The organism is Rathayibacter sp. VKM Ac-2754 (assembly GCF_009807095.1).
In the GTDB taxonomy this organism is placed as follows: Bacteria; Actinomycetota; Actinomycetes; order Actinomycetales; family Microbacteriaceae; genus Rathayibacter.
This window is the reverse complement of the sequence record NZ_WUCC01000014.1, coordinates 23,616-43,075: the sequence shown is the minus strand read 5'-3', so window position 1 is coordinate 43,075 and position 19,460 is coordinate 23,616. Positions and strand designations below refer to the sequence as shown.

Here is a 19,460-nt window from a genome sequence, read left to right as displayed (position 1 = left end):
GACTCCGGCGGCATGCACCCGCCGGTAGCCTCGTCCGAATGCGGACCGACGACGATCACGAGAGGCCGACCCCACCCGGGATCGGTCTCTCGGCGCGTCTGGCGCGCCTCACCATGGGCGGCGCCGGACGGCTGATCTACCGGCCGATCGTCGAGGGGCGCGACAACGTCCCCTCCTCCGGTCGCGTGATCCTCGCCAGCAACCACCTCTCGTTCATCGACTCCCCCGTGCTGACGCTGCTGGCGCCGAGGCCCGTGCAGTTCCTCGCGAAGGCCGACTACTTCACCGGGCCGGGCGTGCGCGGTGCGCTCTCCCGCTCGTTCTTCACGGCCGTCGGAGCCGTCGCGGTCGAGCGCGGGGCGGGTCAGGCGGCGCAGGAGGCGCTCGACCTCGGTCGCGCGATCCTCGAGCGCGACGAGGCGTTCGCTGTGTACCCCGAGGGCACCCGGTCGCGCGACGGCCGCCTCTACCGGGGCCGCACCGGAGTCGCGTGGCTCGCCCTCACCACGGGCGCCCCGGTCGTCCCGGTCGGGCTGATCGGCACCCAGGAGCTGCAGCCGGTCGGGTCGAGCATCCCGCGACTGCACCGCATCACCGTCCGCTTCGGCGACCCGCTCGACCTGTCCCCGCACGGTTCCGCAGACTCCGGGCGCGCGAGGCGCCACGCGACCGACGAGGTGATGGCGGCGATCCACGCCCTGTCGGGTCAGGAGCTCGCGGGCGTCTACAACGAGTCGCCGCCGGCGAGCGCGGTCGAGCGCCTCAAGAGGGCCCTGCCGCACGAACGGCGCTGAGCCGTTCAGCTCGCGGAGCTCGGCCCCGCCTCGGTCGTCGGCTCGTGTCCCACCGGGAAGTTCACCGAGTTGGCGATGAAGCACAGCCGCGACGCCTCGGCGTGCAGTGTCTGCGCGAGCTCGATCATCGACTCGTCGGCCACGCGCACGTGTGGCCGGAGGGTCACCGACTCGAACCGGCCGCCCTCGCCCTCCTGCACCATCCGGCCGATCGCGTCGTCCGCGTAGCCCGTGACGACGACTCCGTTCTTCACGGCGACGTGCAGGTACGAGAGCAGGTGGCACTGCGCCAGGGAGGCGAGCAGCAGCTGCTCCGGGTTCCACCGGTCGGGGTCGCCGCGGAAGGGCTTGTCGGCCGAGCCGAGGATCGGCGCGGGTCCCTCCGCGCGGACCAGATTCTGCCGCCCGTACTCCCGGTACCCGCTGGTGCCCGTTCCGCGATCGCCCTCCCAGACGACGGAAACCGCGTAATCGTGCGCTGACTTCATCGGAATGCCCCTTCTCGCCGGTGGATCAGGCCGGTCTCGACAGTCTGGACCCCTGAGCTCCGACGGCCCGCGGATAGACTCGACGGACCATGACAGACACGCTCGCCCCCCAGGTTCCCACGTCGGCAGTCCCCCAGGAGCGGCGCCTCGCGACCGAGATCCCGGGGCCGCGATCGCGAGCACTGCACGAGCGGCGCCTCGCCGTCGTCCCGTCGGGAGTCGGCACGGCGCTGCCCGTCTACATCGACCGCGCGCACGGGGCGATCCTCGTCGACGTCGACGGCAACCAGTTCATCGACCTCGGCGCGGGCATCGGCGTCACGACCATCGGCCACACCGACGACGCGGTGGTCGCCGCCGCGACCGCGCAGCTCGGCCGCCTGACGCACACCCTCTTCACGGTGACGCCCTACGAGCCCTACATCCGCGTGGCGGAGCTGCTCGCCGAGCACACCCCCGGCGACTTCGCGAAGAAGACGGTGCTCGTCAACTCCGGTGCGGAGGCGGTCGAGAACGCCGTCAAGATCGCCCGCAAGCACACGGGTCGTCCCGGAGTCGCGGTGCTCGACCACGCGTACCACGGCCGCACCAACCTCACCATGGCGATGAACTTCAAGGCCCTGCCCTACGGGCTCGGCTTCGGCCCGTTCGCGAGCGACGTGCACCGCGCGCCGAGCTCCTACCCCTACCACGACGGCCTCTCGGGTGCCGAGGCGGCCGAGCGCACGATCTCGTACCTCGAGAAGACGGTCGGCGCCTCCGCGCTGGCCTGCCTGGTCGTCGAGCCGGTGCAGGGCGAGGGCGGCTTCATGGTCCCCGCGCAGGGCTACCTGCCCGCGCTGCAGGAGTGGTGCACGGCGAACGGCATCGTCTTCGTCGCCGACGAGATCCAGTCGGGCATGGCGCGCACCGGCGCGTACTTCGCGAGCGAGCACTTCGGGCTGGTCCCGGACCTGGTCCTCTCGGCCAAGGGCATCGCCGGCGGTCTGCCGCTCGCGGGCGTCACGGGCCGGGCCGAGATCATGGACTCGGCGCAGGCCGGCGGGCTCGGCGGCACCTTCGGCGGCAATCCGGTCGCCGCGGCCGCCGCCGTCGCCGTCTTCGAGCGCATCGAGCAGGACGGCCTGCTGGCCGAGGCCGACCGCATCGGCGCCCGCCTCGGCGCGGCCCTCCGGGCTCTGCAGGAGCAGTACGACATCATCGGAGACGTCCGCGGCATCGGCGCGATGATGGCGATCGAGCTCGTTCAGCCGGGTACGGCCGCCACGACGAAGACGCCGAACACCGCTGCCGTCACGGCGATCATCGACTACGCGGCAGCGCACGGCGTCCTGGTCCTGAGCGCCGGCACCTACGGCAACGTCGTCCGGTTCCTGCCGAGCCTCGCCCTCACCGACGAGCTGCTCGACGACGCCGTGTCCGTCCTCGCCGAGGCCTTCGCGACGCTCTGACGACGATCGCGGTCGACTCCGCGGGCTCCCGGCGCGCGGCGCTGAGGGAGCCCCGGGGTCGTCTCGCGGCCTGAGCGGACGGGAGCCGTCCGGGCGTCGGGCAAGATGGAGGGATGCCCGAAGGAACCTTCACCGTCGCAGAGTCCGTCGAACTGGCCGTCGTCGAGCGATCCGGCTTCGTCGAGTCGCGTCACGCCGGCTCCGCCGTCGTCCTCGACTCCGACGGCCGCGTCGCCCGGAGCCTCGGCACGCCGACCGCGCCCGTCTTCCCGCGATCCTGCCTCAAGCCGTTCCAGGCCCTCGCGGTGATGACGGCGGGCGTCGATCTCACGGGGGCGGAGGCGGTCATCGCGACCGCGAGCCACGCCGGCATCCCGCAGCACGTCGCCCTGGTGCAGAACCTGCTCTTCCGAGCCGGCCTCGACCACACGGCGCTGCAGTGCCCGGCCGACTGGCCCGGCGACTCCACGACGCGCGCACAGCTCATGCGCGCCGGCGCGACCCAGGACCCGCTGTACATGAACTGCTCGGGCAAGCACGCGGCGATGCTGCTGGCCTGCGTGCAGAACGGCTGGAGCACCGAGGACTACCTCGAGCGCTCGCACCCGCTGCAGCAGCACATCGTCGACACGATCGAGCGCCTGACCGGCGAGCGCGTCGTCGCCTCCGGGATCGACGGCTGCGGAGCGCCGGTGCACGCACTGCCGTTGACCGCCCTGGCCAAGGGCATCTCGCGGATCGTCTCCTCCTCCGCGGCGTCGCCCTTCGGCCTCTACCGCCAGGCCGGCGTCCTGACGAACGCGATCCTCGAGAACGCCTGGGCGATCGACGGACCAGGTCGCGACAACACCGTCGTCATCGAGCGCCTGGGCCTCGTCGCCAAGCTGGGTGCCGAGGGCGTGCTGGTGATGGCGTCCCCCGACGGGACGACCGTCGCGCTGAAGATCCTCGACGGCAGCCTCCGGGCCGCGACGGTCGTCGCCCTGAAGCTGCTCGTCGAGATCGGCGCGGTCGACCGGGCCGCCGCCAACGACGTCCTGGTGAAGCTCAACCCGGTGGTCTCGGGCGGCGGGCGCCCGGTCGGCGCCATCCGCGCCTCCTACGTCTGAGACCGCGCCCCGATAGGGGCCGCCGGGCTCACTGGCTCTGCGCGATCCTCTTCGCCCGGGCCGCCGACGACACCTGCGTGACGACGACGATCACGATCGCCAGGAGGAAGACGGCCGACGCGATCACGTTCGCCTCGGCGGGGATGCCGCGGGCGGCCGCGATGTAGATGTACTTCGGGAACGTCGTCACCGAGCCGGAGTTGAAGTTCGTGATGATGAAGTCGTCGAAGCTCAGCGCGAACGAGAGCAGCGCGGCGGCGAGGATCCCCGGCAGCAGCAGTGGGAAGGTGATGCGCCAGAAGACCTGAGCGGGCGAGGCGTAGAGGTCGCGGCCGGCCTCCTCCAGGCGCGGATCGAGGCTCGCGACGCGGGCCTTCACCGTCACCACCACGAAGCTGATGCAGAACATCGTGTGCGCCAGGATGATCGTGACGAGCCCCTTCTCGGCCCCCACCGCCAGGAACTGCGCCGCGAGACCGGCTCCGAGCACGACCTCGGGGGTCGCCATCGGGAGGAACAGCAGCAGGCTGATCGCCGACCGGAACCGGAAGCGGAAGCGCACGAGCGCGATCGCGATCATCGTGCCGAGCGCGGTGGCGAGCACGGTCGCGACGGCGCCGACCAGGAGGCTGTTCCCGAACGCCCTCATGACCTCGGGGCTCGTCCAGGCCGACACCCACTTGTCGAAGGTGAAGCCGCGCCAGGCGAGGTTGCTCTTGCCCGAGTCGTTGAACGAGAACACGAAGGTGTATCCGATGGGGATGAGCAGGAAGATCAGCGCGAGCGCGGTGTAGACACCGAGCCCGAGACCCTTGAACCGGCGCGGTCCCCTGACGGGAGCGGGGGCCGGGGCGCCGAGGATCTCCTGGGCGCTCGCGACGGGGCGATCGGCGGTGGCGGTCACAGGAGGTCCTCCGTTCCACTGCGCTTCACGTAGAAGCCGACGATGACGAGGATGACGGCCATCAGGACGATGGACAGCGCCGCCGCCGCGGGGTAGTTCTCGAGGGTCAGGAAGTTCGCCTCGATCGCGTTGCCGACCATCGAGGTCTGCGAGGAGCCGAGGAAGTCGCGGCTCGCGTTGATGTAGTCGCCCGCCGCCGGGATGAAGGTGAGCAGGGTCCCCGACACGATGCCGGGCATCGACAGCGGCACCGTCACCTTCCAGAAGACCGACGCGGGATGCGCGTAGAGATCCGATCCCGCCTCGAGGAACCTCGTGTCGAGTCGCTCGAGGGTCGTGTAGAGCGGCAGCGTCATGAACGGGATGAAGTTGTAGGTGATGCCGAAGATCACCGCGAACGGGGTCCCCGTGAGGTGGCCGTCGCTCGGGAGGATCGCGATCGCCTTCAGCGTCTGCACCAGCGGGCTCTCGTCCGACATGATCTGCTTCCAGGCCAGGGTGCGCAGCAGGAAGCTGATGAAGAACGGCGCGATGACGAGAGTGAGCAGCAGGTTCTGCAGCAGCGGCCACGGCCGCGCCTTCACGCCGATGAAGTACGCCAGCGGGTAGCTGATGACCAGCGCCAGCACCGTCGCGATCAGGGCGTAGCCGAACGAGCGGAGCGCGTGCGGCCAGTAGTCCGCCATCACGACGAGGTAGTTCTGCCAGGCGAAGCCGGGCGCGTACTCGCCGATGTCGCCGTCCGGGATCTCGACCTGGAACGAGGTCAGCACCAGCGAGACGAGCGGCGTGAGGAAGAACAGCAGCATGTAGGCGATGCCCGGCAGGAGCAGGACCAGCGCGATGGTCGACCGCTTCCGGACGGGCGCGTCGAGCGGATCCGCGGTGCCGGACGCGAAGGCGGCGAAGGCCATGCCTACGACCCTCCGGCTCGCCCGGCGAGGAGCCCGCGCTTCTGCAGTGCGATCGCCCGCGTGGAGTCGTCTGGGTCGAAGCGCGGGACGGTGCCCGGCTCGTCGGCGAGGCCGAAGCCGTGCTCGATGCTCCAGCTGACCCAGACCTCTGCACCTTCGCCGACGACCGGCCCGAAGACCATGTTCTGCGCGAAGACGACGACGGGTCCGACGCTCGGGAACTCGATCGTGTACTGCGTGCTGACCCCGCTGAACGAGACGTCGACCACGCGGCCCGGGCCGAGCACGTTGCGATCGGGAGCGTCGGCGGGAGCCTCGGTCAGGAGGAGCAGCTTCTCGGGGCGCACCCCGATGGTCATCTCCCCCGACTCGCGCGCCGACCTCGCGGTCGGCACCACGATCCGGTTGCCGCCCGCCTCGACGGTGAGCGCCGTGGAGCTCGAGCCGACGACCTCCCCCGTGAAGAGGTTCGACTGCCCGAGGAAGTTGGCGACGAAGGCGGTGCGCGGCAGCTCGTAGAGCTCCTCGGGGGCGCCCATCTGCTCGATGCGCCCCTTGTTCATCACCGCGACCGTGTCGGCCATGGTCATGGCCTCCTCCTGGTCGTGGGTGACGTGCAGGAAGGTGAGGCCGACCTCCTCCTGGATCGACTTCAGCTCGAGCTGCATCTGCCGGCGCAGCTTGAGGTCGAGTGCGCCGAGCGGCTCGTCGAGGAGCAGGAGTGCCGGACGGTTGACGATGGCGCGTGCGAGGGCCACCCGCTGCTGCTGCCCACCGGAGAGCTGCGCGGGGCGTCGCTGGGCGAGGTGGTCGAGCTCGACCAGGCGGAGGGCCTCGTGCGCCTTCCCGACCGGGTCGTCGATCTTCCGGCGCTTCAGGCCGAAGGCGACGTTCTCGAGGATCGACATGTGCGGGAACAGCGCGTACGACTGGAAGACCGTGTTGACGGGGCGCTGGTACGTCTTCGTCGCCGTGACGTCCTTGCCGCCGATGAGGATGCGGCCGCCGGAGGGCTCCTCGAGGCCTGCGACGAGGCGCAGCGTCGTCGTCTTGCCGCAGCCCGAGGGGCCCAGCAGCGCGAAGAAGGATCCCGCGGGGATGGTGAGGTCGAGGGAGTCGATGGCGGTGAAGCCCGGGTACTGCTTGCTGATCCCGACCAGTTCGAGGTCGGCGCCGCTCTCGGCGAAGGTTCCGGCGGCCATCAGATGCCCAGCAGCACTTTCTGGAACTCGGCCTGGTAGTCCTTCTCTTCGTCCGCCGTGAGCGTCCGGAAGACGTGGGCCTGCGACAGCGTCTCCTCGTCGGGGAAGATCAGCTGGTTCTCGGCCAGATCCGGATCGATGCTCTCCATGGCTTCCTTCGCTCCGTCGACGGGGGTGATGTAGTTGACCCACGCGGCGACCTGGGCGGCCACCTCGGGTTCGTAGTAGTAGTTCATGAGGGCTTCGGCGTTGGCCTTGCGCTGCGAGCCCATCGGCACGACGAAGGTGTCGTTCCAGAGGGTGCCACCGGAGTCGGGGAGGGCGAACTCCCACTTGTCGCCGGCCTCCGCGTTGATCAGGGTGATGTCGCCCGACCAGCAGATGGCGGCGAGGGTGTCCTCGTTCTGCAGGTCGTTCAGATAGGCGTTGCCCTTGATGTTGCGGATCTGGCCCTCGTCCACCTGCTCGCGGAAGACGTCGATCGCGTTCATGAACTCGTCGTCGCCCCACTTCCCCGCGATGTCCGTGCCCTGGGCGAGCATGATCAGGCCGATCGTGTCGCGCATCTCGCTGAGCACCCCGACGCGCCCGCGCAGCGCGGGGTCCCACAGGTCGTCGATGCTCTCCAGCCCGCCGGGCAGCTTCTCCTTGTTCCAGCAGATGCCGGCGAAGCCCGCCTGCCACGGCAGCGAGAGATGACGTCCGGGGTCGAAGTCGGGGTTCGCGAGCGACGGCGTCAGATTGGCGATGTTCGGGATGTTCGCGTGGTCGAGCTCCTGGATGTACTGGCGTCGGGCCAGGCGCGAGACCATCCACTCGGTCAGGCAGACCGTGTCCGCTCCGATGTACTGGCCGAGCGCGAGCTGGTCCTTGACCTTGCCGTAGTAGGAGTTGTTGTCGTCGACCGCCACGTTGTAGGTCACCGAGATGCCGGTCTGCTCCTCGAAGGCGAGCAGCGTCGGATAGGCCCCGTCGTCGTCCTCGTCGAGGTAGGCGGGCCAGTTGTCCCACACGAGCGCCGGGTCGGAGGCCGACGCGTCCGCCGCGGCCGTCGGAGCGGGCCGGCTCACCGGAGCGCACGCGGCGAGCGCCAGCGCTCCCGCCCCGAGTCCGAGCCCTCCGAGGACCGCCCGTCGCGAGAGGACGGCCCTGCGCTCGCGATCCCGGGAGCGCGCCACGGCGATGGCGTCGCGGAGGACGGGATCCCTCGGGAGGGGACGGGTCATGCTGCGACTCCTGTCTGGATCGGTGCTCCGGCCGACCGGCGTGAATGTGAGGAAATACTGGCACAGCCCCCACCGCCTGTCGACGGCGGACCGACGAGATCGCGCATCCGGAAACACGATCGTCACGAATTCCGTGCTGGAGGCATCGTCATACGGAGGATTCCCTGTGTTCGGGCCGGTCCGTCGCCGGCCAGCGCGCTCGGTGGAGCGTGCCGTCGCGCTCGACCAGGACGCGGTCTCCGGAGCAGAGCGGTGGGGGCCCCAGCGCCCCGAGGACGAGTCGCGCCTCGCTCGGCGCGACATCGACCACGACCGTCCCTGCTCGGCGCACCGCGGTGAGGAGGCTGCGGGCGGAGGACCACTCGAAGACAGAGCCGATCACGGCGCCTCGCGGTGTCTCTGCGGCGAGCGCCTCCTCCGTGCTCGAGACCGCGACCCCCAGCGCCTCCAGGCGCGAGCGGACCGCCCGGGCGCGGTTCGTCAGGACGGCGACCGGGCCCCGAGCGAACGACACCTCGGGTGGTGTCGATGAGGCGACGTCGGACGCATTCTCGGCGGGCGCGAAGACCTGGATCCGCTCCCCGTGCCACCAGCCGCCGCCGGGTGGGAGCTCGGGATCGAAGACCTCCCCGGCGAGCGCGAGGAGCTGGTGCTCCTGGCGGTTCGATGCGCGGAGCAGCAGGACGTCGTCGAAGGCGTCCCGCAGCGCGGCGAGACCGTCCGTGGGGCGGCGCGCGGCGGCGACGACCAGGCGCTCCCCCGCTCTGACCGCGGTCTGCAGGGCGTCGAGCAGACGCCGCCGCTCCTCGTCGGTGCAGCGCCTCAGCAGCAGGTCGAGATCGTCGACGAGGAGCGGCCCGGAACCGGGGGAGTCGTCGACGATCGCGTCCCACGCCTCCTCCGCATCGTGCGGTCCGACGAGGCGCGCCGGGCTGAGCTGCGTCGCGATCGTCCGCAGCGCCCCCGAGCGCCCGGAGCCGGAGGCCCCGAGCACCAGGACGGACCGGCGCTCGAGCGCGACGACCACCTGACTCTGCTCCTCGGGACGGTCCACCAGCCCGAGGAGGAGGCGCCCGTCTCCTCCGCCCGGCAGCGGGAGCACCGCCGGCAGCGGGTCGCGCCACGGCCGGTGCACCGCGACCTCCTCGTCACCCGGCTGCACGGCCGCCGCGAGATCCTCGCTCCGGGCGATCGCAGACTGCACGAGTCTCTGCCGTCCGCCGACCGAGACGATGCACCGGCCGGGAGTGCCGTGCGGAAGGCGGGCGGCCGCGTCCGAGCCGATCAGAGCTCTCGAGTCGGCGGTGTCCTGCACCCTCAGGGCGATGCGCAGGCCGCAGTTGGCCGCGACCGCATCGCGGACCACCCCCACCGGCCTCTGCGTGCAGAGGACGAGGTGGACGCCGAGCGAGCGCCCGCGCGCCGTGATGTCCGCGAACGCCCGGTGCAGCTCGGGCGAGCGCTCGAGCACCACCGCGCACTCGTCGACGACGATCACGAGCCTCGCCAGAGTGCCGGGCGCGAGCCTCGCGATGTCCGGCACGCTGTGCTGCGCCAGGACGACCTCCCGACGTCGCAGCTCGGCGGCGACGCTGGCGAAGGCCCGGGCGGCGCCGCCCGGATCGAGGTCCGTGATCACTCCGGTCACGTGCGGGAGCCCGGCCAGCGCGGCGAAGCCCGCGCCGCCCTTGAAGTCCGCGAGGAGGAAGGTCAGCGCAGCCGGATCGTGGCGCGCCGCGAGCGCCGTGATCCACGCGATGAGCAGCTCGCTCTTGCCGCTGCCCGTCGTCCCGCCGATGATCGCGTGCGGACCGTCCCGCACGAGGTCGATCTCGAACGGACCGTCCTCGACCGCGCCGACGACCGCGCGGAGCCCCGGTTCTCCCCCGCCGCGGCGCAGCGCGCCGAGCTCGGTGAGAAGCACCCGGGCGGGAAGGTCGCGACCCCCGGAGCCGCCGGACGCGCCGGCGAGCTCGACCGCGTAGGCCTGCGCCTGCGCCTGGGAGACGTAGTCGACGCGCAGGTGCTCCGTCACCCCGGGCAGCAGCCGCCCCACCACGAGGTCGCCCTCCCGCCCGCCGAGCACGACGACGACGCGGCAGGCCGTGGGCAGGCGCGACGGGTCGTCGGTGAGGACGATCAGCCTCCCGTCGGGCACCGGCTCGTCGTCCGAGCCCTGCTCCACGACCCTGAGCACGACCGGGGCAGCGGCCGTCCGCGCGTGGGGCAGCGCCCGCGACCCGGCCCACTCCGACCCGGACGGCAGCACGATCGAGAGATCGGCCGGCGCGACGAGCTCTGCGCACTGCACGATCAGGGCCCGCGCGAATGCCCGGACGAGCACAGGAGGTCCGACGACGCCGATGCCGGCCGAGAGAGCAGCGGTCAGCGGCGCGTCGGGGAGGGTCGGCCCCGGCGTCCGCCCGGGCGCCGCGGCGACGCGCTCACCCGTTCCGAGCACGAGCTCGAGCGAGGCGGCGGATCGGCGCCAGCGGGTGTCCACCGGCAGCGCGCCCTCGAGGACCGCGAGCGCGCCCGGGGCGGCGAGACGCAGCGCCGCGAGCTCGCTCTCGCGGGTCTCGACCAGGGCGGCCTCGTACTCGAGGAGCGATCGGCGGTAGCGCTCCGTCTCGATGCGCGCCGAGCGCCGTCGCTGCCGCGCCCCGTCGAGGTACGAGGCGACGGCGACGATCGGCCCGAGCGCGGCGAGCGCGAGCGTGTAGGGCGAGGAGGTGAGCGCGTAGAGCACGAGCGAGGTGAGGACGGGCGCCAGCGCCGCGATCCACGGGAAGGACGCCCGGGTCGGTGCCGCGGGAGGAGCGGGCGCACTCGGTGGAGCGGTGGCGGTTCGGATCGTCATGGCGTCAAGCTCACCGGAGGCGAGCGCGCCGCGGGGGCTCAGCGGGTGATCGGTGGACGGCCGGAGCCTGTGGAGGAGCCGTCGACGCGCTCGATCCCCATCTCGACGGTCGACAGCAGGACGCGGCTCCCGATCTTGGCGCGGTAGCGACGCCCCGCCTCGAGGGGCAGCGGAGCCTGCGTGGTCGTCACCAGCACGGAGCCGTTGGCCGACCAGCGGTCGCGCACCCAGAGGCCGCCCTCGTCGAAGCCGAACTCGAGGTGCGTCTTCGAGAGCGAGCGCGAGACGTCGGGGATCGCCAGAATGTGCCGGAAGGTCTCGCCGGGGTCGGGGAGCGGCTCCCTGCCGACGAGCCCGTTGCCGGTCACGATCGCGTGCTGTCCCGACGCGAAGCTGAGCCGGACGAGTCCCTGCGCCGGAGGCGCCATCGGTGCGCCGGGCGCAGGACGGCGGTGGCGGCCCGGCGCGAGACCCGGGAGCCAGGCGCGGCGCGAGGGATCGAGCACCGTCGTGTCGCCGACGGACGTCGGTCGCGACGCCCCGGGCGTCGCGTGCGACGCCACCGAGGATCCGCACTCACCGCAGAGGATCGCCCCGGGGGCGAGGTTGGAGCCACACGTGCTGCAGATCACCGAGAACGCCCTTCCTCTCCCCATCGTAGCCAGGGGCGGTGGGTGTCCTCCCTGATGACGGGGATCAGCCCGGGTCCCCCGTCACCGCGAGGACATCGACGACGACGACCGTGATGTTGTCGCGGCCGCCGTTCTCGAGGGCGGCCTCGACCAGCGCGTCCGCCGCCTCCAGCGCACTCGCCGTGCTCGAGAGCAGGTGCTCGAGCCCGGCGTCGGTCAGCTCCTTGGTGAGTCCGTCGGAGCAGATCAGCAATCGGGAGGGCGCGATCACGGGCACGAGTCGGTAGTCGGGGACGGGGGCCTCGTGGAAGCCGACCGCGCGCGTGATCACGTTGCCGTGCGGGTGGACGTCGGCTTCGTCGCGAGTGATGAGCCCGGCGTCGACGAGCTCCTGCACGATCGAGTGGTCGACGGTCAGCTGCACGAGGGAGCCCGGGATCCAGAGGTAGACCCGGGAGTCGCCGATGTTGAAGATCGACCAATAGGGCTCGCCGCCCACCGCCGTGAGCGCCGCTCCGGTGACGGTCGTGCCGGTCCCGCCGTCGGCGTCGCCGGCGTGACGCGCGATGTCGTCGACGGCGTCCCTCAGAGCGCGGTCGATCTCCTCGGTGCCGACAGTCGCACCGGTCGCCGCGCGGGAGAGGCTCGAGACGACGGCGTCGCTGGCGACCTCTCCCGCCGCGTGCCCGCCCATCCCGTCCGCCACGGCGAAGAGGGGGGACTTCGCGAGGTAGCTGTCCTCGTTGGCGCTGCGGACGAGTCCGGTGTCCGTGCGAGCGGCCCAGCCGAGGCGCACCTCGGCTGACGGCGAGTCCGAGCTCCAGGCCGAGACCGGCACGGTGACGGAGGCGCGGCTGCGGCCGATCTGCGTCATCGCGACTCCTCGCCTCACCTCGGCTCCGCACCTCGGGGCCGGACGAACCTTCCGATGGTAACGGCTCGGCGACCGCGCCCGGCCGACGGGACACGCGGTCGCCTCGAGCGGCGTCCGCCCCGAGGAGGCCCGCCTCGGCCCGCCCGTCTCGTGACGGTGGAATACAGCTCCGCGCGACCCCGGAGTGTACGGATTCACTTGCCCAGCCCCTGTGGGACTGTCAGAATCCTCGCATGACCCCCTCCCGCCCTCCTTCTCAGCGCCCGATCCAGCTCGACGACGTGTCGAAGGCGATCATCGAGCAGCTGCAGGCCGATGGACGCCGTTCGTACGCCGAGATCGGGAAGGCGGTCGGCCTCAGCGAGGCCGCGGTGCGCCAGCGCGTGCAGAAGCTCACCGAGTCGGGAGTCATGCAGATCGTCGCGGTGACCGACCCCATGCAGCTCGGCTTCTACCGGCAGGCGATGATCGGAGTGCGCGTCACGGGCGACACCCGGGACGTCGCGGATCGACTGGCCGCGATCCCGGCTGTCGACTACGTCGTCCTCACCGCCGGCACGTTCGACATCCTCGCCGAGGTCGTCTGCGAGAACGACGACGACCTGATCGCTCTGCTCAACCAGGAGATCCGCTCGCTGCCGGGCGTGCTGTCGACCGAGACCTTCGTCTATCTCAAACTCCACAAGCAGTTCTACAACTGGGGAACGCGGTAACCAATGACCGATACAGCTTTTTCGACCGCCGGACTCGAGACCGGAGAGACGGTGACCGGCGCCGAGGCACCCGCGGGCATCGACGACTCCGCCCTCCAGCAGAAGGCGAAGGACCACCTCTGGATGCACTTCACCCGCCAGTCGGTGATGGACTCCGGCGCCGGAGTGCCGATCATCACCAAGGGCGAGGGCCACCACATCTGGGACAGCACCGGGCGCAAGTACTTCGACGGCCTCTCGGGCCTCTTCGTCGTGAATGCCGGGCACGGGCGCCGCCGACTCGCGGAGGCCGCGGCCAAGCAGGCCGCCGAGCTCTCGTTCTTCCCCCTCTGGTCGTACGCCACGCCCTCGGCGATCGAGCTCGCCGACCGTCTCGCCGACTACGCGCCCGGCGATCTCAATCGCGTCTTCTTCTCCACCGGCGGAGGCGAGGCGGTCGAGACCGCCTTCAAGCTGGCGAAGCACTTCTGGAAGCTCCAGGGCAAGCCGGGCAAGCACAAGGTCATCTCCCGCTCCGTCGCCTACCACGGCACCCCGCAGGGCGCGCTGGCCATCACCGGCATCCCGGCGATGAAGGCGATGTTCGAGCCCATCGTCCCCGGCGGGTTCCGCGTGCCGAACACCAACTTCTACCGGGCGCCGGAGCACGGCGACGACCTCGAGGCGTTCGGCGTCTGGGCTGCCGACCGCATCGAGGAGATGATCGAGTTCGAGGGGCCCGAGACGGTCGCCGCCGTGTTCCTCGAGCCGGTGCAGAACTCCGGCGGCTGCTTCCCGCCGCCTCCCGGCTACTTCCAGCGGGTCCGCGAGATCTGCAATCGCCACGACGTCCTGCTCGTCTCGGACGAGGTCATCTGCGCCTTCGGGCGCATCGGCCACATGTTCGCCTGCGACGAGTACGGCTACGTGCCCGACATGATCACCTGCGCGAAGGGGATGACCAGCGGCTACTCCCCCATCGGCGCCACGATCATCAGCGACCGCATCTACGAGCCGTTCCGCCACGGCCAGGCGTCCTTCCCGCACGGCTACACCTTCGGCGGCCACCCCGTCTCGGCGGCGGTCGCGCTCGAGAACCTCGACATCTTCGAGGAGGAGAAGCTCAACGAGCGCGTCCGCGAGAACTCGCCGATCTTCCGCTCGACTCTCGAGAAGCTGCTCGACCTGCCGATCGTCGGCGACGTCCGCGGTGCGGGCTACTTCTTCGGGATCGAGCTCGTCAAGGACAAGGCTACGAAGGAGACGTTCGACGACGACGAGTCCGAGCGCCTGCTCCGCGGATTCATGTCGAAGGCACTGTTCGACGCCGGGCTCTACTGCCGGGCCGACGACCGCGGCGACCCCGTCGTGCAGCTCGCGCCTCCGCTCACGATCGGGCCGAAGGAGTTCGACGAGATCGAGCAGATCCTCCGCGGCGTCCTGACCGAGGCCTGGGCGCGACTCTGACGCGACGGCCCGTGGCGGAGTCACGCGGCGCGGTCCGCGCTGCTCCGCCACGGCGCCTCCGCCGACTGCTGCAGAGCGCAGACCAGTGCTCGGGCATCGGGGTCGTGCGGATCGGAGCGAGCCGCCCACGCGGCCAGGCGGACGGCATCGTCGCGTCGGCCTGCCGCCCACGACAGGGACGCGAACACGACGAGCACGGGCACGCGCTCGGTCGCGGGTGCTGACACCGCGGCGGCACCGACGAGCGCCAGCAGCTCGCCGGATGGCGTCCGGGTGCCGGCGGAGACGATCCGGAGCGCATGCCGGCACCATCCGGGCCTCTGCGCGCAGACGATGAGCGCGGCGAGGGCGGCGTGCCGCAGCTCACCGCGACTCCCCGCTGCCGCACGTCGGAGCAGCGCGTCCACACTCGCTCGGACGGGTGCGGGCAGCTCCGCGCGCGGATGCCGGTCGAGCAGCGCGTCGACCTGCGCGCCGACGGCGAGGACGTCGTCCCGGGGGACGTCCGGGAGCAGCTGTCGTTCCGTGCCCTCGCGCGGCCCCGCCTGCACGGGCGGTCGACTGCGCTGACCACCGGGCGATCCCGACACGATCACCACGTCGAACGCGTCGATCCGCACGTGTCGAGCCGCGGAGGCGAGGGCGTCGGCGAACGCGTGGTCGGACGGCGCGGCGACGCGATCTCGGTAGAGGACGGCGACGACGGACTCCGCACGACCGAAGCGGCCGAGCGCACCGAGGAACGCCCGAGCGCAGGTCGTCGCATCGCCCTCGGGGAGGTCGAAGCGGAGCGCTCCCGTCGCTCTGCCGCCCCGGAAGGGAACGAGGACCAGACTCTCGCGGGGCGCGAAGCCGACGAGATCCGGGATGGCGGCGAGGACGCTGTGGTGGGTGCGGTGGGGTGCGAGTGCTGTGAGGGTCATGCCGAGATCGTGCTGCTGAAGCGGACCGCGTCGCGGGGTCATCCCTCCTATCGGGAGAGAGATCGAGCGATCCGGCCCTGTGGAGGAATCGGACCGCGCGCACGCCTCGCTCCTCCCCAGACCGCAATGCACCCGGCCTCTGCACCGATGTCCGATTCCCGCGAGAGGGGGTGAGGGACCGTCGATACTCTCGAAGCATGAGAACGACTCCCCTCCACGTCCGTCGCGTCGACAGCCCGCTCGGCCGCATCGAGATCGGCAGCGACGGCGACGCCATCGTGTCGCTGTTCATCGAGAGCGGCGGCGTGCTCCCCCACGACCACCTGCCGGAGAGCGAGGCGCCGATCCTCGAGACGGCCGCACACCAGCTCGCCGAGTACTTCGCGGGCGAACGCCGTCGCTTCGATCTGCCGATCGTCCTCCGGGGAACGCCGTTCCAGCTCGAGATCTGGGAGGAGCTGCAGCGCATCGCCTGGGGAGAGATCACCTCTTACGGAGCACTCGGCCAGGCGACCGGGCGGCTCCGCTCGGGGCGTCCGATCGGAGGCGCGGTCGGAGCGAATCCGATCCCGATCATCGTGGGCTGCCACCGGGTGCTGGCGGGCGACGGCCGGATCACCGGCTTCAGCGCCGGCGAGGGCATCGCCACGAAGGCCTGGCTGCTCGATCACGAGGGGATCGCGCACCGATGACGGCGCCTGACGGTCTCGTCGCAGGAGACGACGGACGCGTCCGGTGCGCCTGGAGCGGAGCCGACCCGGAGTACCGGCGCTACCACGACGAGGAGTGGGGCGTCCCGCTCCACGGCGATCGCCCGCTCTTCGAGAAGATCTGCCTCGAGGGCTTCCAGTCCGGCCTGTCGTGGATCACGATCCTGCGCAAGCGCCCCCGCTTCCGGGAGGTGTTCCACGGCTTCGACCTCGAGGCCGTCTCGAAGATGGACGACGAGGACGTCGACCGGCTCATGGACGACACCGGCATCATCCGCAACCGAGCCAAGATCCTGGCGACCATCGACAACGCGCGTGCGGCACTCGCTCTCGAGGCCCGCGACGGGGCGGACGCGATCGACCGGCTCGTCTGGTCGTTCCACGACCCGGCCCCGGTCGCGCCGAGGGCATTCGCCGACATCCCGACGTCGACCCCGGCCTCGCTGGCACTGTCGAAGGCCCTCCGCGCCGCCGGCTTCCGCTACGTCGGGCCCACCACGATGTACGCGCTGCTGCAGTCGGCCGGCGTCGTCGACGACCATCTCGCGGGGTGCTTCAGAGCGGCGTGAGCCGTCAGCCCTCGCGCACCACCAGGTCGAGCTCGCCGCTCTCGCGGTTCGGAGCCAGCTCGAAGCCGCGCCCTCGAGCCCAGTCCGCGAGCTCCCCGAGCGAGTCGGTCTGCACGCCGTCCTCGACGAGCGCTCGCACGAATCGCCCCTTGCCCTGCTTGTTGAAGTGATTGAGATTCCGCAGCGTCCCCGAAGCATCCCGCGAGCGCACCCGCACGAATCGGCGGTCCTCCCCGGCGACGAGCGGCCCGAGCGCGGCGTACGCCTCGCTCCTCAGATCCAGGACGAGACCGCCCAGACCCGCGAGCACGGCCGCGGCCGGCTGCGACCACCAGCGCTTCAGCGGGAAGCCGGGGATCCGCGAGTCGTGCGAGAGCCGGTACGCGGGGATCTCGTCGAGCGCGCCGACAGGCCCCCACAGCGCCGACTGGATGAGGACGGTCCGGCCGAGCGCCTCCCGCGCTTCGGCGTCGAGCGACCCCGCGTCGAGCGCGTCGAAGAGCACCCCGTCGAAGCGATCGACCGCCGCCATCCCGACCGGTGCCGTCAGCGCCGCGTTCCGATCGATCTCCTCGAGCTGCCTCGGCCCGAGCTTGAGGGCGCGCGCCGACGCCTCCCTGTCGCGGGAGAGCTCGACGAGGGCGTCGCGGAGCAGCCCCCGCCGCTCCGTCAACTCCGGGAACGCCAGCTCCTCGAGCACGAACGGCGTCGAGCCGCCGCTCCGCTTGGTCTCCGACGGCGGCAGCAGGACGTGCACGGGACTCCTTCTCGAGTGGGGACGGACGACGGAGGGGCCGGGCGATCGCGATGATCGCCCGGCCCCTCCGGATGCCGCTCAACGCGGCGATGGTTCAGACGAGTGCCGCCTCGCGGGCGACGACCGTCACGACGTCGTTCTCGACCGAGAGGAAACCGTCGTCGGCCTGCGCGGTGATGCGCGTGCCGTCCACGGTCGTCACCCGGACCTCGCCGGACGCGAGGATCGCGAGCAGAGGCTCGTGACCGGCCAGGATGCCGATCTCGCCCTCGACCGTGCGAGCGGTGAGCTGACGAGCCTCACCGGCCCACACCTCCGCGTTCGCGGAGACGACGCTGACCTTCAGGGTGCCGGCCATGATCAGCCGTTGTCCTTCTGGATCTGAGCCCACTTCTCCTCGACGTCCGAGATCGAGCCGACGTTGAAGAACGCCTGCTCCGCCACGTGGTCGAACTCGCCCTTGCTGATCGCGTCGAACGACTCGATCGTGGCCTTCAGCGGGACGGTCGAGCCCTCGACACCGGTGAACTTCTTCGCCATGTAGGTGTTCTGCGAGAGGAACTGCTGGATCCGGCGCGCACGCGACACCGTGATCTTGTCCTCCTCCGAGAGCTCGTCGACACCGAGGATCGCGATGATCTCCTGCAGCTCCTTGTTCTTCTGGAGGATCTGCTTGACGTTCGTGGCCACGCGGTAGTGGTCGGCGCCCAGGTAGCGGGGGTCGAGGATGCGCGAGGTCGAGGTCAGCGGGTCGACGGCCGGGTAGAGGCCCTTCGACGCGATCTCACGGGAGAGCTCGGTGGTCGCATCGAGGTGCGCGAACGTGGTCGCCGGCGCCGGGTCGGTGTAGTCGTCCGCGGGGACGTAGATCGCCTGCAGCGAGGTGATCGAGTGTCCGCGGGTCGACGTGATGCGCTCCTGGAGCACACCCATCTCGTCGGCGAGGTTCGGCTGGTAGCCCACCGCGGAGGGCATGCGGCCCAGCAGGGTCGACACCTCCGAGCCGGCCTGCGTGAAGCGGAAGATGTTGTCGATGAAGAGCAGCACGTCCTGCTTCTGCACGTCGCGGAAGTACTCCGCCATCGTCAGCGCGGAGAGCGCGACGCGGAGGCGGGTTCCCGGCGGCTCGTCCATCTGGCCGAAGACGAGGGCGGTCTTGTCGAAGACGCCCGCCTCCTCCATCTCGGCGATGAGGTCGTTGCCCTCACGGGTGCGCTCGCCCACTCCGGCGAACACCGACACTCCACCGTGGTCCTGCGCGACGCGCTGGATCATCTCCTGGATGAGGACGGTCTTGCCGACGCCCGCTCCGCCGAACAGGCCGATCTTGCCGCCCTGCACATACGGGGTGAGGAGGTCGATGACCTTGATGCCGGTCTCGAAGAGCTCGGTCTTGGACTCGAGCTGGTCGAACGCCGGAGGCTTGCGGTGGATGGGCCAGCGCTCGGTGATCTCGAACGACTCGCCGTTCATCTTGCCGTCGGCGTCGGCGTTGAGCACCTCGCCGATCACGTTGAAGACCTTGCCCTTGGTCACGTCGCCGACCGGGACCGAGATCGGCAGGCCGGTGTCGTGGACCTCCTGGCCGCGGACGAGTCCGTCGGTCGGGTTGAGCGAGATGGCGCGGACGAGGTCGTCGCCCAGGTGCTGCGCGACCTCGAAGGTCAGCTTGCTCGACACGCCCTCGACCTCGACGTGCGTGTAGAGCGCGTTGTAGACCTCGGGGATCGCGTCGTGGGGGAACTCGATGTCAACGACGGGGCCGGTGACGCGGGCGATACGGCCGACGGCCCCGCCCGGAGTCCCGGTCGCCGCCTCAGGTGCGGTCAGTGTCATTGCTTCTTCCTTCTGGGTCTCACCGCTCCCGGAGGGCGGAGTCTTCATGTCT

19 protein-coding genes are annotated in these 19,460 nt (G+C 71.0%); 7 read left to right on the top strand and 12 right to left on the bottom strand.

What is annotated here, in order from left to right:
- Positions 1–38 precede the first annotated feature (38 nt).
- On the top strand, positions 39–794 hold the full coding sequence (locus GRS92_RS17485; protein WP_159859191.1) for a lysophospholipid acyltransferase family protein: 756 nt from the start codon (positions 39–41) through the stop codon (positions 792–794).
- A gap of 5 nt (positions 795–799) precedes the next feature.
- Here the strand turns inward: GRS92_RS17485 and GRS92_RS17480 are convergent, their stop codons facing one another.
- On the bottom strand, positions 800–1,282 hold the full coding sequence (locus GRS92_RS17480) for an OsmC family protein (protein WP_159859188.1): 483 nt from the start codon (positions 1,280–1,282) through the stop codon (positions 800–802).
- An 89-nt stretch (positions 1,283–1,371) separates the two neighbouring features.
- On the opposite strand from GRS92_RS17480, the gene gabT reads away from it, so the two are divergent.
- Positions 1,372–2,733: a 4-aminobutyrate--2-oxoglutarate transaminase gene (gene gabT / locus GRS92_RS17475; RefSeq protein ID WP_159859185.1), complete on the top strand. Its 1,362-nt coding sequence runs from the start codon at positions 1,372–1,374 to the stop codon at positions 2,731–2,733.
- 113 nt (positions 2,734–2,846) lie between these two features.
- The gene (locus GRS92_RS17470; RefSeq protein WP_159859182.1) at positions 2,847–3,842 is read left to right on the top strand and encodes an asparaginase; all 996 of its coding nucleotides are present in this window, start codon (positions 2,847–2,849) and stop codon (positions 3,840–3,842) included.
- A 28-nt stretch (positions 3,843–3,870) separates the two neighbouring features.
- Here GRS92_RS17470 and GRS92_RS17465 read toward each other — a convergent pair whose 3' ends face one another.
- The 7 genes from GRS92_RS17465 to GRS92_RS17435 form a co-directional block, all read right to left on the bottom strand.
- Positions 3,871–4,620 carry an ABC transporter permease gene (locus GRS92_RS17465; protein WP_235022109.1) on the bottom strand — a complete coding sequence of 250 codons (750 nt, stop codon included), beginning with the start codon at positions 4,618–4,620 and terminating at the stop codon, positions 3,871–3,873.
- 122 nt (positions 4,621–4,742) lie between these two features.
- Complete coding sequence (locus GRS92_RS17460) at positions 4,743–5,660, bottom strand: ABC transporter permease (protein WP_159859179.1); 918 nt, start codon at positions 5,658–5,660, stop codon at positions 4,743–4,745.
- Positions 5,661–5,662: 2 nt separating this feature from the next.
- The gene (locus GRS92_RS17455; protein WP_159859176.1) at positions 5,663–6,862 is read right to left on the bottom strand and encodes an ABC transporter ATP-binding protein; all 1,200 of its coding nucleotides are present in this window, start codon (positions 6,860–6,862) and stop codon (positions 5,663–5,665) included.
- Positions 6,862–8,088, bottom strand: coding sequence for an ABC transporter substrate-binding protein (locus GRS92_RS17450; protein WP_159859173.1), 1,227 nt, complete (start codon positions 8,086–8,088; stop codon positions 6,862–6,864). The genes GRS92_RS17455 and GRS92_RS17450 overlap by 1 nt, the downstream gene beginning before the upstream one ends.
- Before the next feature lie 148 nt (positions 8,089–8,236).
- Positions 8,237–10,948, bottom strand: coding sequence for an FtsK/SpoIIIE domain-containing protein (locus tag GRS92_RS17445; RefSeq protein WP_159859170.1), 2,712 nt, complete (start codon positions 10,946–10,948; stop codon positions 8,237–8,239).
- 38 nt (positions 10,949–10,986) lie between these two features.
- A complete protein-coding gene (locus GRS92_RS17440) occupies positions 10,987–11,511 on the bottom strand; it encodes a hypothetical protein (RefSeq protein WP_159859167.1) in 525 nt (174 codons plus the stop codon).
- Between the two features lie 133 nt (positions 11,512–11,644).
- The gene (locus GRS92_RS17435; protein WP_159859164.1) at positions 11,645–12,454 is read right to left on the bottom strand and encodes a PP2C family protein-serine/threonine phosphatase; all 810 of its coding nucleotides are present in this window, start codon (positions 12,452–12,454) and stop codon (positions 11,645–11,647) included.
- A 233-nt stretch (positions 12,455–12,687) separates the two neighbouring features.
- Here GRS92_RS17435 and GRS92_RS17430 point away from each other — a divergent pair, with 233 nt between their 5' ends.
- Positions 12,688–13,167 carry an Lrp/AsnC family transcriptional regulator gene (locus GRS92_RS17430; RefSeq protein ID WP_159859161.1) on the top strand — a complete coding sequence of 160 codons (480 nt, stop codon included), beginning with the start codon at positions 12,688–12,690 and terminating at the stop codon, positions 13,165–13,167.
- Between the two features lie 3 nt (positions 13,168–13,170).
- A complete protein-coding gene (locus tag GRS92_RS17425) occupies positions 13,171–14,613 on the top strand; it encodes an aspartate aminotransferase family protein (protein WP_159859158.1) in 1,443 nt (480 codons plus the stop codon).
- A gap of 20 nt (positions 14,614–14,633) precedes the next feature.
- Here GRS92_RS17425 and GRS92_RS17420 read toward each other — a convergent pair whose 3' ends face one another.
- Entirely contained in the window at positions 14,634–15,536 is a 903-nt protein-coding gene (locus GRS92_RS17420) for a DUF4192 family protein (protein ID WP_159859155.1), read from the bottom strand.
- A gap of 197 nt (positions 15,537–15,733) precedes the next feature.
- Between GRS92_RS17420 and GRS92_RS17415 the strand changes: the two genes are divergently transcribed.
- Positions 15,734–16,228: a methylated-DNA--[protein]-cysteine S-methyltransferase gene (locus tag GRS92_RS17415; RefSeq protein ID WP_159859151.1), complete on the top strand. Its 495-nt coding sequence runs from the start codon at positions 15,734–15,736 to the stop codon at positions 16,226–16,228.
- Positions 16,225–16,815 carry a DNA-3-methyladenine glycosylase I gene (locus GRS92_RS17410; RefSeq protein WP_159859148.1) on the top strand — a complete coding sequence of 197 codons (591 nt, stop codon included), beginning with the start codon at positions 16,225–16,227 and terminating at the stop codon, positions 16,813–16,815. Before GRS92_RS17415 ends, GRS92_RS17410 begins: the two co-directional genes overlap by 4 nt.
- Positions 16,816–16,819: 4 nt before the next feature.
- Here GRS92_RS17410 and GRS92_RS17405 read toward each other — a convergent pair whose 3' ends face one another.
- The 3 genes from GRS92_RS17405 to atpD form a co-directional block, all read right to left on the bottom strand.
- Entirely contained in the window at positions 16,820–17,572 is a 753-nt protein-coding gene (locus tag GRS92_RS17405) for a YaaA family protein (RefSeq protein ID WP_159859145.1), read from the bottom strand.
- Between the two features lie 94 nt (positions 17,573–17,666).
- Positions 17,667–17,930, bottom strand: a complete 264-nt coding sequence (locus GRS92_RS17400) for a F0F1 ATP synthase subunit epsilon (protein WP_159859142.1) — start codon at positions 17,928–17,930, stop codon at positions 17,667–17,669.
- 2 nt (positions 17,931–17,932) lie between these two features.
- Positions 17,933–19,408: a F0F1 ATP synthase subunit beta gene (gene atpD, locus GRS92_RS17395; protein ID WP_159859139.1), complete on the bottom strand. Its 1,476-nt coding sequence runs from the start codon at positions 19,406–19,408 to the stop codon at positions 17,933–17,935.
- Positions 19,409–19,460: the final 52 nt, after the last annotated feature.

Excerpts from the sequence above, each read along its gene's own strand:
- GRS92_RS17460 (WP_159859179.1), bottom strand. The coding sequence starts at position 5,660 with ATGGCCTTCGCCGCCTTCGCGTCCGGCACCGCGGATCCGCTCGACGCG.
- GRS92_RS17420 (WP_159859155.1), bottom strand. The coding sequence starts at position 15,536 with ATGACCCTCACAGCACTCGCACCCCACCGCACCCACCACAGCGTCCTC.
- GRS92_RS17485 (WP_159859191.1), top strand. The coding sequence starts at position 39 with ATGCGGACCGACGACGATCACGAGAGGCCGACCCCACCCGGGATCGGT.
- GRS92_RS17410 (WP_159859148.1), top strand. The coding sequence starts at position 16,225 with ATGACGGCGCCTGACGGTCTCGTCGCAGGAGACGACGGACGCGTCCGG.
- GRS92_RS17415 (WP_159859151.1), top strand. The coding sequence starts at position 15,734 with ATGAGAACGACTCCCCTCCACGTCCGTCGCGTCGACAGCCCGCTCGGC.
- GRS92_RS17430 (WP_159859161.1), top strand. The coding sequence starts at position 12,688 with ATGACCCCCTCCCGCCCTCCTTCTCAGCGCCCGATCCAGCTCGACGAC.
- atpD (WP_159859139.1), bottom strand. The coding sequence starts at position 19,408 with ATGACACTGACCGCACCTGAGGCGGCGACCGGGACTCCGGGCGGGGCC.
- GRS92_RS17445 (WP_159859170.1), bottom strand. The coding sequence starts at position 10,948 with ATGACGATCCGAACCGCCACCGCTCCACCGAGTGCGCCCGCTCCTCCC.
- GRS92_RS17470 (WP_159859182.1), top strand. The coding sequence starts at position 2,847 with ATGCCCGAAGGAACCTTCACCGTCGCAGAGTCCGTCGAACTGGCCGTC.
- GRS92_RS17480 (WP_159859188.1), bottom strand. The coding sequence starts at position 1,282 with ATGAAGTCAGCGCACGATTACGCGGTTTCCGTCGTCTGGGAGGGCGAT.
- GRS92_RS17450 (WP_159859173.1), bottom strand. The coding sequence starts at position 8,088 with ATGACCCGTCCCCTCCCGAGGGATCCCGTCCTCCGCGACGCCATCGCC.
- GRS92_RS17435 (WP_159859164.1), bottom strand. The coding sequence starts at position 12,454 with ATGACGCAGATCGGCCGCAGCCGCGCCTCCGTCACCGTGCCGGTCTCG.
- GRS92_RS17455 (WP_159859176.1), bottom strand. The coding sequence starts at position 6,862 with ATGGCCGCCGGAACCTTCGCCGAGAGCGGCGCCGACCTCGAACTGGTC.
- GRS92_RS17425 (WP_159859158.1), top strand. The coding sequence starts at position 13,171 with ATGACCGATACAGCTTTTTCGACCGCCGGACTCGAGACCGGAGAGACG.
- gabT (WP_159859185.1), top strand. The coding sequence starts at position 1,372 with ATGACAGACACGCTCGCCCCCCAGGTTCCCACGTCGGCAGTCCCCCAG.
- GRS92_RS17400 (WP_159859142.1), bottom strand. The coding sequence starts at position 17,930 with ATGGCCGGCACCCTGAAGGTCAGCGTCGTCTCCGCGAACGCGGAGGTG.